The sequence below is a fragment of the Rheinheimera sp. genome, from assembly GCF_036782235.1.
GTDB lineage: Bacteria > Pseudomonadota > Gammaproteobacteria > Enterobacterales > Alteromonadaceae > Pararheinheimera.
Genome location: NZ_DAIPZL010000008.1, coordinates 1 through 15,430, shown reverse-complemented (window position 1 = coordinate 15,430; position 15,430 = coordinate 1). Strand labels below are relative to the sequence as shown.

Sequence of the window (15,430 nt, the reverse complement as noted above, 5' to 3'; positions counted from 1 at the left end):
AGATTTGAGAAGCGGCGCAGCTTGCGCCGCTCTCATTTGTGGTGGAGCTGGGGGGATTTGAACCCCCGTCCGAAAAACCTACGTCTTCAGTACTACATGCTTATCCAGTTATTTGGTTAACCCTATGAGCGCCAGCTGGCAGGCTATCGTCGGGCGAGTCCGATTGGTTTTAGCATCTTGGCTCCGGACAAAGCCGCCATGCGATCCTGTTAGGGGTGATCTCCCAAAATCCCGGCTTACAGGTATGCGCGGGGGGGAGAGCATCTACTGCTTATTAGGCAGCGATTGCGTATGTTTCGTCGTTTGCGACTACTTTTTTGCGGCTTTTTACGAGGCCAACCGCCCCTCGGCATGCACTTAGGAGTTCGTGAATCCCGTCGAATCCAGTATCAGCCCCGAATTCTTCGTGAAGCGAACGCTTCAGTAACTTGGGCATTCTACGCCCTGACACCGGTAGCGGCAAGCAATGCTTTGTCGCTTTGCTGCTTTATCCGGCGCCTTGTTTACTAAATGGCGATTGTTTCGCCAGTTTCAAGCGCCAAAAGAAGATTTTTTTAGCGTTTGCTGTGTTTCATCATCCGTTCTTTTTCGCGTGACCAGTCGCGGTCTTTGATATCGTCGCGTTTATCAAATTCACGTTTACCCTTGGCGAGATAAAATTCCAGTTTAACCCAGGGGCCTTTCCAGTACATGGAAGTGGCAATCAGGGTAAAACCGTCGCGTTCTACCGCGCCAATCAGTTTATTCAGTTCCCGCTTGTTCAGCAGCAATTTGCGCGAGCGTTCGGGGTCGCACACTACATGGCTGGACGCGCTGTTCAGTGGGGTAATGACAGCACCAAATAAATAAGCTTCACCATTTTTCAGGATGACATAAGAGTCGGTCAGATTGGCTTTGCCCTGACGAATACTTTTAATTTCCCAGCCCTGCAACGCCATACCGCCTTCAAAACGGTCCTGCAGAAAATAGTCGTGCCTAGCTTTTCTGTTGGTGGCAATGGTGCCACCTGTATTGGTTTTATTCGATTTTTTACTCATGCTTGCTCAAAATGCGCTTGAAAGTGCAACATGGCGAAAAGGGGAGAGCCATGGCGTTGAAACTTGTTACAGGTGCAGATTCTGCTACAATCGCCGACCTGATTCAGGGGAGTGAGTATGCCACAAATTGAACGCAGCGCATTGGTTTTTTATAGCTGCCAGCAGATGTTTGAGCTGGTGACCGATGTGCCGTCGTACCCGCAGTTTTTGCCCGGCTGTAGTGCCGCCCAGGTGCTTTCCTTTGATGGAAATATTCAAACCGCCAGTTTGCAGGTGTCTAAAGCCGGCATCAGTAAAAGTTTTACCACCCGCAATACGCTGGTGCCTTATAGCAGGCTGGATATGCAGTTGGTAGACGGGCCTTTTAAGTTTTTGCGGGGTGGCTGGCAGTTTATTCCGTTAAGTGACGAGGCCTGCAAAGTGGTGCTGGCACTGGAGTTTGAGTTTTCCAGTAAGTTGGTGGAATTTGCTTTTGGCAAAATTTTTAATGAACTAACGATGGCGATGGTGCAGGCTTTTACTCAGCGTGCCAAACAGGTGTATGGAGAACAACATGACTGAACAGATTGCAGTTGAAGTGGCCTATGCCTTGCCACAGCGGCAAAGTTTGTTAAGTTTGACTGTGGCTGTGGACAGCACTGTGCAACAAGTAATTGAATACAGCGGTATTTTAAAAACGCATCCTGAGATTGATTTGAATAAAAACAAAGTCGGGATCTGGAGCCGTACCGTTAAACTGGATGAGCGGGTAGGTGCCGGTGATCGGATTGAAATTTACCGCCCGCTTATTGCCGATCCAAAAGATATGCGCAGACGCCGCGCCGAAAAAGCCAAAGAAGAAGGCAGGGCTGATAAAACCACAGGTGGCCGGCCGCAGCAACATCATCAGGACGATTGATTTTTAAAGGGCCGGCAAAATAGGCTTTTGCTGTGACTCAGTCGCTCTCAATATTCGCTTTGGATCATCAAACAGCTATCAAACCCAGATAAACAAAAAGGACATCCGGTTCAGATGTCCTTTTTGTTTATACAGCGTGATATTTGTGATTTTACCCGGCTAAAGCTCAGGCTTTGTTTGCTGTTTAAGTGTTCAAACTCAGCAAACACAGTGTGCCATCAGTAGCCTTTTTGCTATTGATCCAGCGGGGTATTAAAATCTTTTGGCACTTCAAAATCGCCGGTCATTTTGACCAACTTATTCTCTTCAAAATTTAATATCAGCTGCTTTTTAAAATCACGATCACCAGTACCGCTTTTCAGTGAATAAAAATAATGCCAGATGTTGTCATCAAAGCTGTTTTCAGCCACAGGGTTACCAAGTACAAACTGCACCTGCTCTTTGGTCATTGCGATACGTAATTTATCAATGTCTTTTTGTTCCAGAAAGTTACCCTGGGGTACATCAATCCGGTAAATCCAATTGCTGCAGGCCGACATTGACAGGGCACAACAGGCGGCAACCAGCCATTTGCTGATTGATTTTGAGAATACAGCTGCCATAACACTCTTCATTTTTTTAGTAAGGCTTGCATCATACCGCAAGCATGGGGGGAGATTAAACCCTTCATCCTTGAAGATTCGGCGTTGTTGTCCGCCTTCATTCACCCCGGTCACATCGAATAGCTATGCTCCCGGGGATTTATTCAGTTGCCGCCTAGCCGAATCATCAATGATTTTGGGTTTAAAAGTTTTCATCTGACTCAGGGCGTACATAAAAGTTCGCGGGCATTGGCAATTGCACTGGCACTGACATTTTCACCGGCCAATAAACGGGCAATTTCCTGCACCCGCTCGTCATCCTGCAAAGTACGCATCCGCGTTTCGGTATGCACACCGTCGGTATATTTTTCAACAAACATTTGCTGGTGCCCCTGGCTGGCTACCTGAGGTAAGTGCGTGACACAAATCACCTGAGTAGAAGCACCCAGCTGGCGCAATAACCGGCCAACACCTGCAGCCACAGGGCCACTGATACCAACATCCACTTCATCAAAAATTAAGGTGGGGGTGGTGACTTTATCGGCCAGGATCACCTGCACAGCCAGGCTGATCCGCGATAATTCACCGCCTGACGCCACTTTGTGCATCGGCTGTAATGGCTGGCCCGGGTTGGTGCTGACCATAAACTCAATATGATCGCAGCCCAGGGCGTTTGCTTTATCCAGTGGCAGCTGCTGCAGCATAATTTCAAAACGGGCGTTATGCATACTCAGTTCAGCCATGCTGCGTTCAATTTTATGGCTAAGTTCCAATGCAGCCTGTTGCCGCTCCTGGCTGAGCTTGTCGGCCGCTTCACTATAATTGCGCGCCGCCTGTGCTATAGCCAATTCCAGCTCTGCCAGTCTGTCGTCATCACCGGCCAGTTGTTGCAGTTGCTGTGCCAGATGCTGATGGTGCAAAAATAGCTGGTCATTTGGGATCTGATGTTTGCGGCTTAACGTGAGCCATTGGCTTAACCGCTCATCAATGTCGTTTAAACGCTCCGGGTCTACTTCTACTTTTTCACCGTAACGGCGCAGCTCGCGGCTGGCTTCTTCCACCTGCACCAAAGCTTCCTGCAGCATTTGTTCTATGCCACAAAGTTTGTGGTCGATTTGGCTGGCGTCCCCCAGCAGGTAACTTACTTGTTTTAATAAACTTAATGCATTGCCTTCTTCACATTCTGTCAAAAGCTCCAGCCCTTGCTGACTGGCAGCAATTAAACCGGCGCTGTGGCTTAAACGCTGATGTTCAGTTTCAAGCTCGGCAAATTCGTCTTGTTGCGGGGCAAACTGGTCAAGCTCTGCCACCTGATATTCCAGCAGCTGGCGCTGAGCTTCCCGCTGCTGCTGTGAGGTGAGCAGCTGCTGATATTCCTGCTTCAGCTGCTGCCAGTCTTTCCAGTGTTGTTTGACTGTGGTTAATAAGCTTGGGTGGTCAGCAAACGCATCCAGCAGCTGGCGCTGATGCTCAGATTTCAGCAATAACTGATGGGCATGCTGGCCGTGAATACTCAGTAACAGCTGGCCCAGACTTTTTAATTGTTGCGCCGGCACCTGCACACCATTGATATAACCACGGGAGCGGCCTTCGTTGCCTACCACACGGCGCACTATACATTCCTGACCCATGGCTAAATCTTGCTGGGCCAGCCATTGTTGTGCTGCAGGCAGCTTGCTGATATCAAAAGTGGCGACTAAATCAGCTTTATCGGCACCAGGGCGTACGACAAAACCATCGGCACGCTCACCCAGGCACAGCGCCAGGGCGTCCAGTGAAATTGATTTACCGGCACCGGTTTCACCTGTGATGGTGGTCATACCGGGTTGCCATTCAATTTCCAGCGCACGGACAATGGCAAAGTTGCTGATATGAAGATGGGTAAGCATGATGCGGCCTGTAGTGTTCAGTCAAAGACAAAATGAATAACTGTGAATTTATACAGTAATTTTAAAGCTGACAAGCCAAAGCGGAAAAATTTTTATCTGAAGGGGCGTGCAGGGCAGGCCCCTTGTTGGTAACAGCCTGATTTAATAGAGTTTAGAACCCCAGCCCAGCTTATTGCGCAATACGTTAAAATAACTGTAGCCTGGCGGATGCACCAGTTTCAGCGGTTTGGGGTGTTTACGGATCACAATTTCATCACCAGGCATCACAGCCAGAATCACATGGCTGTCGCAGCTGATTTGTAAATGTGCGTCGTTACTTGGTGCAACCTTAAGACGGATTTCGCTGGTGCCGGACACCACCAGGGGTCTGCTGCTTAAGGTATGAGGGAACATCGGCACTAAACTCATGGCGTCCAGTTCGGGCGTTAAAATTGGGCCGCCACCGGACAGTGAATAAGCGGTTGAGCCTGTTGGTGTGCTGACAATCAGACCATCCGAGCGCTGGCTAAACACAAATTCGCCGTTAATATAGGCTTCAAATTCAATCATATGCGCCACTTTGTCGGCATGAAGCACAGCTTCATTAACGGCGCTGTTACTGCTTTTAATGCTGTCGTGGCGATGCACTTCAATTTCCAGCAGATTGCGGTGTTCGTTCACATAATTACCGGCCAGCACTTCGGCCAGCGGTACCTGAAAACTTTCCGGCGATAAGTCGGTTAAAAAGCCTAAATTGCCGCGGTTCACCCCAAGCACTGCCACGCCAAAACGCGCCAGCACCCGCGCAGCGCCCAGCATATTGCCGTCACCACCCACCACTATGGCCAAATCACAGTTTTTGCCGAGGTCGACCAGATCCATTGCCTGTACTTCAGCTAAGCCTAACGAAGCCGCCACTTTTTCTTCGACATAAACCTGCAGTTGATATTGTTTGAGAAAATGGTACAAACTGACCAGGGTATGATTGGCGCCCTGATGATTAGGTTTACCAATCAGGCCGATAGTGCGAAAAGCATGGCTCATAGCTTATTGATCCAGCGAAGATTTGGCTTGAGTATACAAAGTGTGGTGGCGCTGTACCAGAGTCCGGCTGCCGGTTGTGTTAGTTTTGTGCTGATGGTTGTTTTTTTGTGGTAAGTCCCCACTATAAGCAGGTATTCATTCACAGGTGGCAGTATGACGGCAGGGCTGAGTCGTTCAGAGCTTATTTTAAAACTCATCGTAGAGCAGTATCTGGCGGATGGTTCGCCGGTATCGTCGAAGTTGATCGCAGAAAACGCCGCTTTGCAGGTGAGTTCAGCCACAGTGCGCAACAGCATGGTGCAGCTGGAACAGCTGGGGCTGATCCGCTCACCACACACTTCAGCGGGTCGCATTCCAACCACCCAGGGGATCCGGCTTTTTATCGATAAAATGCTGCAGCTGGAGCCTTTACCCTCACGCTGGCTCAACGATATTCAGCAACATCTGGTGCCGCAGTTGCCGGTGTCGCTGTTATGTCAAAAAGCCGGTCAGTTATTGGCCAACCTGACAGGTTTGGTCAGCATTTTTAGTGCGCCTAAAGCGGCGGGCCGTGTGATCCGGCAGGTTGATTTAGTACGGCTGGCCCCCGACAGGCTGCTGTTGGTGGTGATTGACGAAGAGGGCGACATTTTGCACCGGGTGTTATGGCAGCCGCAGGGGATTCATGCCAACACGCTAAGCCGCAGTCTGTGTTTGCTCAATGCCGCCCTTTGTAATCAGCAGTGGCTGGATGGTATTTCCAGACTGAGCCTGATGCTGAACACTGAAGATGAAACCATTACGGCATTATTAAAAGATGTGATGGCGCAATTAAGTCTGGATGAGCTGCAACAAAACCAGCCGCTGGTATTTGGTCAGCATCATTTACTGCAAGCTGCTGAATCGCTTAAAGATCCGGCGTTGCAACAGGTGGTGCAATTGCTGGAGCAGCCTTCTTGTCTGATGCAGTTATTACAACCACTGGCCACAGACAACAATACCAAACTTATTTTGGGTAAAGAGTCGGGCATAGCACAACTTTATAATGTCAGTGTGATTACTGTCAGGTATCAGGCTGATCCACAACGATTTTTAGCTTTATTAGGCCCAAGACGCATGAACTACGCCAGGCTGATCCCGCTGGTGGAAGCCTGTGGCCAACAATTATCAAAGCACTTGAATCGGGCGTGACAATCCCCATAATAGCCGCACCAAGTTTGGAGTGAAGAACAGATGAGCGAGCAAGAAAAGGTACATAACGAGCCACAGGCTGAAAACGCAACCACCCAAGCCACTGATACAGTGGAATTATCGGGTGAGCAGGCAGTGATTGCCAAGCTGGAAGCAGAATTAGCGGCCGCCCGTGCCCACGCCGCCGATCAACAGGATTTGGCGTTACGGGTCAAAGCTGATGCGGAAAACACCAAACGCCGTGCGGCCATGGATGTGGAAAAAGCCCATAAATTTGCGCTGGAAAAATTTGCCGGTGATTTATTACCCGTACTGGACAACCTTGAGCGTTCTTTAGGTTTTATTGACCCGGCCAATGAAGCGGTCAAAGCGCTGGCTGAAGGTGTTGAGCTGACATTAAAAGGTTTGCTCGACACTGTGGGTAAATATGGTGTGCAGCAGATTGATCCACAGGGTCAGCCATTTAACCCTGAGTTCCATCAGGCGATGTCGATTCAGCCAAGCGCTGAGCTGGAACCTAATACCGTGATGTTTGTGATGCAAAAAGGTTATGAACTGAACGGCCGTTTATTACGTCCAGCCATGGTGGGTGTGTCGAAAAAGCCGGATTAACCGTTTTTTTCACAGAGCACAGCAAACAACAATGCCAGCTTATGCTGGCATTGTTGTTTTGGCACTCTTGCTGTTGTGGTGTTTAGTTCACTTTAAAACGGCCGACCAGACCAAAAAGGGTGTCCGATAACTGCCTGATTTGCATCGACAACTGTTCGTTCTTTTGGGCAATACCACCTGCTGCCACCGCCTGATCGTTCAGTGCATACAGGTTTTTGGTAATTTCTTCCGACACCAGACTTTGCTCTTCGGTTGCAGCTGCCGTTTGGGTCGCCATATCGTTGACACGACGTGATGATTGTTGCAGTTGATGGAAGACTTCATCGGCTTTGGCAAAAAATGCCAGGGTGCGGTCAGCATTTGCTTTGCTGCTTTGAATAGCGCCTGAGGCTTCATTCACCCTGCTCTGCAGTTTTTGGATCATCTCCTGGATATGATTGGTGCTTTGTTGGGTACGCGACGCCAGGGTGCGTACTTCATCGGCCACCACCGCAAAACCACGGCCTTGTTCACCGGCACGGGCTGCTTCTATCGCTGCGTTCAGCGCCAGCAAATTGGTTTGTTCGGCAATAGCGCGGATCACATCCAGCACTGAGGCTATATTGGCCGAGCTGTTTTGCAGTTCAGCTGAGCTTTCAAGCGCAGTGTCTACGTCAGTGGAAAGCGCCTGCATACTGTCGTTGACGTTATTCACCACAGTTAAACCTTGCTCGGCATTGCGGCTGGCGGCTTCGGCTTCCTGCGCTGAATTGGTGGCCACATTGGCCATCTCTTTATTGGCGATGGTCATTTCATGCACCGCGCTGACAATAGTGTCGGACGCGGTGTTTAATGAATTGGTAATGTCTTTGGTGCTGGATGCGGAAGCCGACAAATGTTCGGTTAGTTCACTCAATTGGCCGGCCTGTTTTAAAACAGATGCGATCAGCTGGCACAGGTTGGCAACAAAAGCGTTAAATTCGTGGGCGAGCTCGGCAAACTCGTCTTTGCTTTGTACATTGAGCCGGGCTGTTAAATCACCTTCGCCAGAGGCAATTTCGTGAATACGACGGGTTAAAAAGTTAATTTGTGAGGTGAGCTGGCGCGGGATCTGATAACTGAACCAGCCGGCTATCAGTAAAATCAGCGCTGAAATGCCATAAGCCAGGGTTTGAAAACGGCTGATAGCACTGCTTAACACTTGTTGTTCGCTGATGGATTTATTGAGTGCAGCTTCACCGGCTTTATCCAGCACATCACGCAATGAAGCAAATTTTTGCTCTTCATCACTGAGTAAAACCGAGGTATCGGCGCCATTGGCGGCGGCGCTCAGCAGCTGTTCGCTGGCTTGTTGCCACTGGTTAAACTGGCTGTCAAAACCGGAAAATTCGCCCCTGATGTCCGGATACTGCGACAGATGTTTTAAATAATCGGCAAAACGTTGTTTGACCTGAGCGGCGTTGTCGCGGGCGTCCTGCTGCTGCGCGGCAATATCACCGGTTTTATTCAGCGCATAAGTGGTGGCAAGTTTGGCCTGATATAAATCGCGGTCGGCGTTCAGTACTAAAGAAATGGCTTTTAGAAAATTATTGGCCTGGGCGTCCAGCGCACTTTTTTGCATGGCGGATAAATAGCTGAACATCGCCACCACAACCACTAAGGTGAAAGCGAGCAGCACCATAGGTACTGTGCTTTTTACTCTGATACTGTGCAGGTTCATCTGCGTCTCCCTGTTTTGGTTTTTCTTGTCGCAAGTATTGGCCTGTATTGAAAATTTCTCCAATTCAAAGCTTAAATTTGCGACAAGTGCAGAAGCTCTTGCTGCCGGTTTTTTATCGGCCTGGCTAAACAGGGCGCTGGTGAAGGCAACTGGCGTCAGCGACCGCAGTTGAGGTTATACTCTGGCCCTGGGTATGTTTTTGGATGATGTTTCGGATGCAACTTGCGGATCCTTCTTTAATAAAAACCGGTTTATTACTCAATGGTGTCTGGCTGCAAAAACCTGACATTGGCCTGAGCGGTAACGCCTCTGCTGAAGTGAATACTAGTGTTCATCATTTTGTGGTGACCAATCCGGCCAATTTAAAAGATGTCGCCTGGGTGAATAATGCCAGTGCTGCTGATGCTGAGCAGGCCATAGTGCATGCGGTGCAGGCACAGTCTTTATGGCAGCAACAACTGGCCTCTGAGCGTGCTTTGTTATTAAAAAACTGGTATCAGCTGGTCTTGCAGCATCAGCACGACTTAGCGCTGATTTTAGCAACTGAACAAGGCAAACCGCTGGCTGAGGCCAACGCCGAAATAAGGTATGCCGCCAGTTTTATTGAGTGGTTTGCTGAAGAAGCCAAAAGGTTATATGGCGATCTGATCCCAACGACTGCACAGGGCAGGCGGCTGCTCACCATCAAACAGCCGGTTGGCGTCGTAGCTGCTATTACCCCCTGGAATTTTCCGGCCGCTATGGTCACCCGCAAATTAGCACCGGCGTTGGCCGCCGGTTGTACTGTGATTTTAAAACCGTCAGAGCTGACACCTCTGACAGCGCTGGCGCTCGGGGAACTTGCACAGCGCGCCGGTTTTCCACCCGGTGTGTTACAGATGTTGCCGACCAAGAACGCCGCTGCAGTGGCGCAGGTGTTGTGCCAAAGTCCGATGGTTCGCAAACTGACTTTTACCGGCTCAACTTCGGTGGGTAAATTACTGATGCGCCAGTGCGCCGATACGGTAAAACGGTTATCACTGGAGCTTGGCGGCAATGCCCCGGTTTTGGTGTTTGCCGATGCAGATTTAAGCCAGGCTGTGGCCGGTGTGATGGCGGCAAAGTTTCGAAATGCCGGCCAAACCTGTGTTTGTATTAACCGTATTTATGTTGAACGCTGCGTGTACGAGCGCTTTAATGCATTGTTATTCGCTGAAATTCAGCAGCTGAAGCTGGGGGATGCACTCACCCCTGGTGTGCAGATTGGGCCTTTAATCAATGCCGCTGCAGTGCACAAAGTACGGGCTCTGGTGCAGGACGCTGTTACACAAGGCGCCAGATTACACTGTGGTGGGCAGCAGTCCGAACTTGGGCCACACTTTTATCAGCCCACACTGCTTACAGAAGTGACGCCGCAGATGCAGCTGATGCAACAAGAAGTTTTTGGTCCTGTGGCTGCTGTGATGCCCTTTGATACCGAGCAGCAGGCAATTCACCTTGCCAATCAGAGTGCCGCCGGGCTGGCGGCTTATGTCTACAGTCAGGATCTGAGCAGGTTATGGCGGCTTGGTGAAGCGCTGGAGGTAGGCATGGTGGGCATCAACGAAACCGCCATTTCCACTGAAGTGATCCCTTTTGGTGGCGTCAAAGAGTCGGGGCTGGGTCGTGAAGGTTCGCGTTATGGCATTGATGAATATCTGGAAATTAAACATCTGTGCTGGGGCGGCTTAGCAAAAAAACCGACTTAGTGGCATACGGCTTTGAGCATGAAGGTGAAGCCGCTGCCACCCCGCTGTTAGCTGTTCGCCGGCTGCTCGGGGATAGGAAAAAGCAGATCATAAGCCCAGTGATACAAATAACCGTACAGCAGATAAAACAGCATAAAACCTAAATCCAGCAGCAGCGCCTGCCATAAGCTGATCGCCAGATACCAGGCGGTCAGCGGCAAAAACACCGCCAGTAAACCCAGTTCAAATAGCAGTGCATGACCAAGGCGCTCCGGCGCAGTTTTATAACTCCGGCCTTTGGGCGCTAAATAATAGCGGTCAAACCACAGATTAAACTGATAATTCCACCAGGTTGCTAAGAGCGACATTAACACCGCCAGCACACCCAGGGTCACTGCAGATTTGTCAAACAACAGGCTGCTGAGCGGAACCAACAACAGCAAGCCTATGCCTTCAAAACCCAGCGCCATCCTGAGCCTGTCTTTGCGGCTGCGGCCTGAAGCTGCCGATGCTGCCGTTGTTCTTGTGGCTGCTGCTCTTTGGCTCATCGTTTTGCTCCTGTTGCTATGTGATGGACTCAGTGTTGCTGCGGCTTATTCTATCTGTCATTCTGTAGATAACTAAGTTAGAACCCATCTGGAAATCAGATAGATGAATATGCAGCAGCTGGATATTTTGTTGGCGGTGGTGGCGGCCGGGTCTTTTTCGGCGGCGGCGCGCAAGCTGAATAAAGCGCAGTCGGCAGTCAGTCATGCCATCAGTGAATTGGAAATTGATTTAAATCTGCAGCTGTTTGACCGCAGCGGCCGTTACCCTGTGCTAACCAAGGCCGGTGCCCGTATTGTGGCGCAGGCCCAGCTGGTACGCCGGCAAATGCAGCAGCTGAGTGAGCTTGCGGCAGATTTGTCCGGCGCTGTTGAAAGCCGGTTGTGTCTTGCCGTCGATGACGAAGGCCAGCTGCCCTGGCTGGCGCCTGTACTGGCTGAGCTGGCGCAGCGGTTTCCGGCGCTTGAGCTGCAAATATTATTTCCGCTCCTGGAAGATTTAACCCGACTGCTCGACAGCGGCAACGCAGATTTGGGCATTTGTTTTCAGCCACAGCAGGCGGGCAGCCAATTTTTACGCTGGCCACTGCAGCAGCTGACATTTGCTGCTGCAGTGTCGGTTGAGCATCCGCTGGCGCAGCTTGCGCAAGTCACAGTGGCGGATTTACAACAATACCGGCAACTGATGGTAACAGGGCGGGGTGAAAGTCTGGAGCGCCAACGCGGCCGGATTTGCAGCCAGGTCTGGTGGCTGGAAGGGGATATGGCGGTGCTGGCGCTGCTTGAACAGAATCTGGGCTGGGCCTGGTTACCACTGTCTGTGTTGCAACCTGCGCTGGCAGAGCACAAGGTAACTCAACTGCAGCTCAAAGATGAACCTTCGTTGTTACCTGTGCAGCTGGAACTCTGGCAACATCAAACGAAAAAACTGGGGCCAGCCGGTTTATGGCTCAGACAAAGGTTGTTGTCATTGCATCAGGTCGGCAAAGGCTGACAGCCTCAGTCGCTGTTAGCTTTATTTGGCGACAAGTCAAAGCACAGGGCAGTTGTTACCTGACGGTTTGGTCACAAAAATAAACCAACAAAGGCTATTATTTTGCGCTTTGCCCCCGCTTTGCGTTATCGTAACTTTCCTTGTTGTTGATAAGTGCAGATGCAAGCAGATGTTATTTTGGCGCAGTGTAGTTAGCTTAGTTCTGCTTATGATGATGAGCAGTTTTCAGGTTTGGGCCCGCACCACGCCACTCAGTGACTATTTCCGTGAAAGCCTGACCACCCGCGATGGTTTACCCCACAATACCATTAACGCCATTACCCAAAGCAAAGACGGTTATTTATGGTTTGCCACCTGGGAAGGGGCAGCCCGTTATGATGGCCGTAATTTCAGTTTATTTGGCCGTACCGCTGAAACCGGTCTGCCGGATCTGGGGATCCGGGCCTTTCATCTGGCTGCCAACGGCGATTTATTATTGGGTGGCTCCCGCGGTGGCATGGCACTGCTCAAAGATAGCCAATGGCAACATTTACCTGCAATAGGCACGCTGATCAACGACTTACTGCGAGACCATCAGGGCGATTTATGGATGGCAACCGAAGGCGGCGGTTTATTCCGGCTGTCGCACGATGGCACAAAAACACAATTTACCGTCAAAGACGGCCTGCGCCCCTCTGTAATTTACCGTGTGCTACAAGACAAAGACGGTTTGATTTGGCTGGCAACTCAGCAAGGGTTGTATTGGTTTGATCCAAAAGCACCAAGCCCTGTGTTCACACTGGTGGCCACTGAAGCCGGTGTGCCACTGACTTCTGTGTTTGCGCTGGCACAAACCGGAGCCGGCCAGCTACTGATTGGTACTGAGCAAGGTGTGTTTAAAAAAGACGGCAGCGGATTTGTGCCGTTGCATCCACAACTGGCCGGTATTGCTGTGGCGACCCTGATGCTGGATCAGCAACAACATCTTTGGATCGGCACCATCAACCGCGGTGTAATGCGCTTATCCGATTTAGGCCTGGAACAACTGACCGTCAGTGAAGGTTTGCCCAATAACAGGGTGCTGGCGCTGTGGCAAGACAAAGAGCTCAGCATCTGGATTGGCACCAATGGTGGGGTGTTAAGGCTGCGTGATACACCTTTTACTAATCTCACCACCAGCAAAGGTTTAGCTGACAACTATGTGCGCACTTTATTGCAGCATCAGGATGGTTCGGTTTGGGTGGGTACCAGCAATGGCCTGAACAGAGTGGTGGGGCAACAGATCGATTCTGTACAGGGCCTTGATGCAAATCCGGTGTCAGCACTGAGTCTGGCGCAGGGGCCAGATGGTGATGTCTGGGTGGGCAGCTACGCCGAAGGGGTGTTGCGTTACCGTGGCACTGAGCTGATTGCACACTATGACAGAGCGGATGGCCTTGTTTCCAACGAAATCCGGGCTTTGTTGCCGCTTGCCGATGGCACCGTCTGGATCGGCAGTTCAGGCGGTTTAACGCGGCTCAAAGATGGTGATATGCAGCATTATCATGTGCCTGACGGTTTGCCCGGTGAGTTTATTACGGCACTGCATCAGTCGCCTGATGGCCGCATCTGGATTGGCACCGGTAGTGGTGGTGCTGTGTTTGCAAACGGCAAGATCCAGCCATTGCAATTGCAGCAATTTGAAGATGTACATTATGTGTTTAGTTTTTATCAGGCAAAAAGCTCTGCCGATGTCTGGCTGGCAACTGACAGGGGCTTATTGCGTTTTGATGCGGCTAAACAAGTGATACAACAACTTGGTCTGGCACAAGGCCTGCCATTTGATAAAATTTTTGCCATAGTGCCCGAGCAGGATCAGTACTTCTGGCTGAGCAGCAACAGAGGAGTGCTACGCATCAGGCAACAAGACGCTGTGGCTGTTACCAGTGGCGCCCTGCCAAAACTGGTGAATTACGAGCTGTATGGCGAAAGTGATGGCATGCAAAGTGCCCAGTGTAATGGCGGTTCTATGCCGGCTGCTGCTGCGCTTAGCAGTGGTGCTTTATGGTTCGCTACGTCGCAGGGGGTGGCCATGGTAGAGCCGTCAAGACTGGCCGATTTTGCGGTAAAAACTCCGCCCGTGGTGGTGCAGAAAATCAGTGCCGATGGTCAGCTGTATACAACTTCTGCGGCAACTTTTCCGCCCGGCACCCGCCGTATTGCACTGCAATTTGCCGGTTTAAGTTACGTAATGCCCACCCGTATTCAATATCGCACTCAGCTATTGGGTTTTGATCAGCACTGGGTTGAGCGTGGTCCGCAGCAGGTGGCGGAATATACCAATCTGGCGCCAGGCGCTTATCGATTTCTGGTCAGCGCCGCTTATCCGGATGGAGACTGGTCGGTAGAGCCGGCACAATTTGATTTTGTCATTGAGCCAAGGTTGTGGCAGCGCACGGATTTTATTGTCAGTGTCAGTCTAGCGTTTGTGTTGCTGCTGGTACTGCTGTATCGCGCCCGTATGCTCAGTGTGCGTCATAACGAAATGCGGCTGCGTCAGCAAGTCAGCGAAAAAACCGCTGCTTTGCAGCAGCAGGCGACTGAACTTCGCCAGGTGGTGACGGAAAAATCGGCGCTGGCAGAACAATTACGGCAGCAAGCCGAAGCATTTGCTTTGCAGGCCAGGGAGGATGGCTTAACAGGTCTTGCCAACAGAAGGGCTTTTGATGAACAACTGGCGGCTGAATTTGCCAAAGCGGCTCGTTTACAGCAGCCACTTTGTCTGGTGCTGATTGATATTGATTATTTTAAACGTATTAACGACACCTATTCCCACCTGACCGGTGACACCGTGCTAAGACGTCTGGCGGGTCTGATTAAAGCCCAGTGCCGTGACATCGATATTTCGGCGCGCTGGGGCGGCGAAGAATTTGCTTTGTTATTGCCTCAAACCAGTCTGGAACAAGGCCGCGAAGTTTGTGAAAGGTTGCGCCATGGTATAGCACAGCTCGAATGGCAGGATCTGGCGCCAGGTTTAACAGTCACAGCCAGTTTTGGTGTGGCGGTCAATACCGGCCTGTTGCATTATGATAAGCTGATTTCCAGAGCAGATACCCTGTTATATCAGGCCAAAGCCCAGGGCCGGGATCAGGTGTGTGGTTAATACGAGCACAAGGTGATGTTGCGCTGTGCCGTAAATGAGGACTGTTCAATCAGGATGCGTCAACCAAAAAGAAAAAAGGAGCTATGAAGCTCCTTTTTTGATTGTCAATTTAAAACCACCTCCTATGGAGGTGGTGATCGGCTCTGGGGCTATGC

13 protein-coding genes and 1 other RNA gene are annotated in these 15,430 nt (G+C 50.7%); 7 read left to right on the top strand and 7 right to left on the bottom strand.

The window, feature by feature from the left end:
* Positions 1 to 39: 39 nt before the first annotated feature.
* Positions 40 to 397, bottom strand: a transfer-messenger RNA (tmRNA) gene (ssrA, locus tag V7P87_RS10335).
* Positions 398 to 554: 157 nt separating this feature from the next.
* Positions 555 to 1,037, bottom strand: a complete 483-nt coding sequence (gene smpB, locus V7P87_RS10330) for an SsrA-binding protein SmpB (RefSeq protein ID WP_260658045.1) — start codon at positions 1,035 to 1,037, stop codon at positions 555 to 557.
* 117 nt (positions 1,038 to 1,154) lie between these two features.
* Between smpB and V7P87_RS10325 the strand changes: the two genes are divergently transcribed.
* Positions 1,155 to 1,598: a type II toxin-antitoxin system RatA family toxin gene (locus V7P87_RS10325; RefSeq protein WP_333797360.1), complete on the top strand. Its 444-nt coding sequence runs from the start codon at positions 1,155 to 1,157 to the stop codon at positions 1,596 to 1,598.
* Positions 1,591 to 1,935, top strand: coding sequence for an RnfH family protein (locus V7P87_RS10320; protein WP_333797359.1), 345 nt, complete (start codon positions 1,591 to 1,593; stop codon positions 1,933 to 1,935). The genes V7P87_RS10325 and V7P87_RS10320 overlap by 8 nt, the downstream gene beginning before the upstream one ends.
* A 233-nt stretch (positions 1,936 to 2,168) precedes the next feature.
* Here the strand turns inward: V7P87_RS10320 and V7P87_RS10315 are convergent, their stop codons facing one another.
* From V7P87_RS10315 to nadK, 3 genes are all read right to left on the bottom strand, one after another.
* Positions 2,169 to 2,642, bottom strand: coding sequence for an outer membrane protein assembly factor BamE (locus tag V7P87_RS10315; RefSeq protein ID WP_333797358.1), 474 nt, complete (start codon positions 2,640 to 2,642; stop codon positions 2,169 to 2,171).
* 95 nt (positions 2,643 to 2,737) lie between these two features.
* The gene (recN, locus tag V7P87_RS10310; protein WP_333797357.1) at positions 2,738 to 4,405 is read right to left on the bottom strand and encodes a DNA repair protein RecN; all 1,668 of its coding nucleotides are present in this window, start codon (positions 4,403 to 4,405) and stop codon (positions 2,738 to 2,740) included.
* A gap of 141 nt (positions 4,406 to 4,546) precedes the next feature.
* Positions 4,547 to 5,428 (bottom strand): NAD(+) kinase, encoded by an 882-nt coding sequence (gene nadK, locus V7P87_RS10305; RefSeq protein WP_296299764.1) that lies wholly within the window; start codon positions 5,426 to 5,428, stop codon positions 4,547 to 4,549.
* Between the two features lie 153 nt (positions 5,429 to 5,581).
* Here nadK and hrcA point away from each other — a divergent pair, with 153 nt between their 5' ends.
* Positions 5,582 to 6,598, top strand: coding sequence for a heat-inducible transcriptional repressor HrcA (gene hrcA, locus V7P87_RS10300; RefSeq protein ID WP_333797356.1), 1,017 nt, complete (start codon positions 5,582 to 5,584; stop codon positions 6,596 to 6,598).
* A gap of 42 nt (positions 6,599 to 6,640) precedes the next feature.
* A complete protein-coding gene (gene grpE, locus V7P87_RS10295) occupies positions 6,641 to 7,210 on the top strand; it encodes a nucleotide exchange factor GrpE (RefSeq protein ID WP_260658053.1) in 570 nt (189 codons plus the stop codon).
* A gap of 82 nt (positions 7,211 to 7,292) precedes the next feature.
* On the opposite strand, the gene V7P87_RS10290 is transcribed toward grpE, so the two are convergent.
* Positions 7,293 to 8,909: a methyl-accepting chemotaxis protein gene (locus V7P87_RS10290; protein ID WP_333797355.1), complete on the bottom strand. Its 1,617-nt coding sequence runs from the start codon at positions 8,907 to 8,909 to the stop codon at positions 7,293 to 7,295.
* Positions 8,910 to 9,124: 215 nt separating this feature from the next.
* Between V7P87_RS10290 and V7P87_RS10285 the strand changes: the two genes are divergently transcribed.
* Complete coding sequence (locus V7P87_RS10285; RefSeq protein ID WP_333797354.1) at positions 9,125 to 10,636, top strand: NAD-dependent succinate-semialdehyde dehydrogenase; 1,512 nt, start codon at positions 9,125 to 9,127, stop codon at positions 10,634 to 10,636.
* 47 nt (positions 10,637 to 10,683) lie between these two features.
* Here the strand turns inward: V7P87_RS10285 and V7P87_RS10280 are convergent, their stop codons facing one another.
* Positions 10,684 to 11,163, bottom strand: coding sequence for a PACE efflux transporter (locus tag V7P87_RS10280; protein ID WP_333797353.1), 480 nt, complete (start codon positions 11,161 to 11,163; stop codon positions 10,684 to 10,686).
* Positions 11,164 to 11,266: 103 nt separating this feature from the next.
* Here V7P87_RS10280 and V7P87_RS10275 point away from each other — a divergent pair, with 103 nt between their 5' ends.
* Positions 11,267 to 12,154 (top strand): LysR family transcriptional regulator, encoded by an 888-nt coding sequence (locus V7P87_RS10275; RefSeq protein ID WP_333797352.1) that lies wholly within the window; start codon positions 11,267 to 11,269, stop codon positions 12,152 to 12,154.
* Positions 12,155 to 12,368: 214 nt separating this feature from the next.
* Positions 12,369 to 15,275 carry a ligand-binding sensor domain-containing diguanylate cyclase gene (locus V7P87_RS10270; RefSeq protein WP_333797351.1) on the top strand — a complete coding sequence of 969 codons (2,907 nt, stop codon included), beginning with the start codon at positions 12,369 to 12,371 and terminating at the stop codon, positions 15,273 to 15,275.
* Positions 15,276 to 15,430: the final 155 nt, after the last annotated feature.

Coding starts and splice junctions, on each gene's coding strand:
- hrcA (WP_333797356.1), top strand. CDS start 5,582: ATGACGGCAGGGCTGAGTCGTTCAGAGCTTATTTTAAAACTCATCGTA.
- V7P87_RS10325 (WP_333797360.1), top strand. CDS start 1,155: ATGCCACAAATTGAACGCAGCGCATTGGTTTTTTATAGCTGCCAGCAG.
- V7P87_RS10285 (WP_333797354.1), top strand. CDS start 9,125: ATGCAACTTGCGGATCCTTCTTTAATAAAAACCGGTTTATTACTCAAT.
- V7P87_RS10320 (WP_333797359.1), top strand. CDS start 1,591: ATGACTGAACAGATTGCAGTTGAAGTGGCCTATGCCTTGCCACAGCGG.
- smpB (WP_260658045.1), bottom strand. CDS start 1,037: ATGAGTAAAAAATCGAATAAAACCAATACAGGTGGCACCATTGCCACC.
- V7P87_RS10280 (WP_333797353.1), bottom strand. CDS start 11,163: ATGAGCCAAAGAGCAGCAGCCACAAGAACAACGGCAGCATCGGCAGCT.
- nadK (WP_296299764.1), bottom strand. CDS start 5,428: ATGAGCCATGCTTTTCGCACTATCGGCCTGATTGGTAAACCTAATCAT.
- recN (WP_333797357.1), bottom strand. CDS start 4,405: ATGCTTACCCATCTTCATATCAGCAACTTTGCCATTGTCCGTGCGCTG.
- V7P87_RS10275 (WP_333797352.1), top strand. CDS start 11,267: ATGAATATGCAGCAGCTGGATATTTTGTTGGCGGTGGTGGCGGCCGGG.
- grpE (WP_260658053.1), top strand. CDS start 6,641: ATGAGCGAGCAAGAAAAGGTACATAACGAGCCACAGGCTGAAAACGCA.
- V7P87_RS10270 (WP_333797351.1), top strand. CDS start 12,369: ATGAGCAGTTTTCAGGTTTGGGCCCGCACCACGCCACTCAGTGACTAT.
- V7P87_RS10290 (WP_333797355.1), bottom strand. CDS start 8,909: ATGAACCTGCACAGTATCAGAGTAAAAAGCACAGTACCTATGGTGCTG.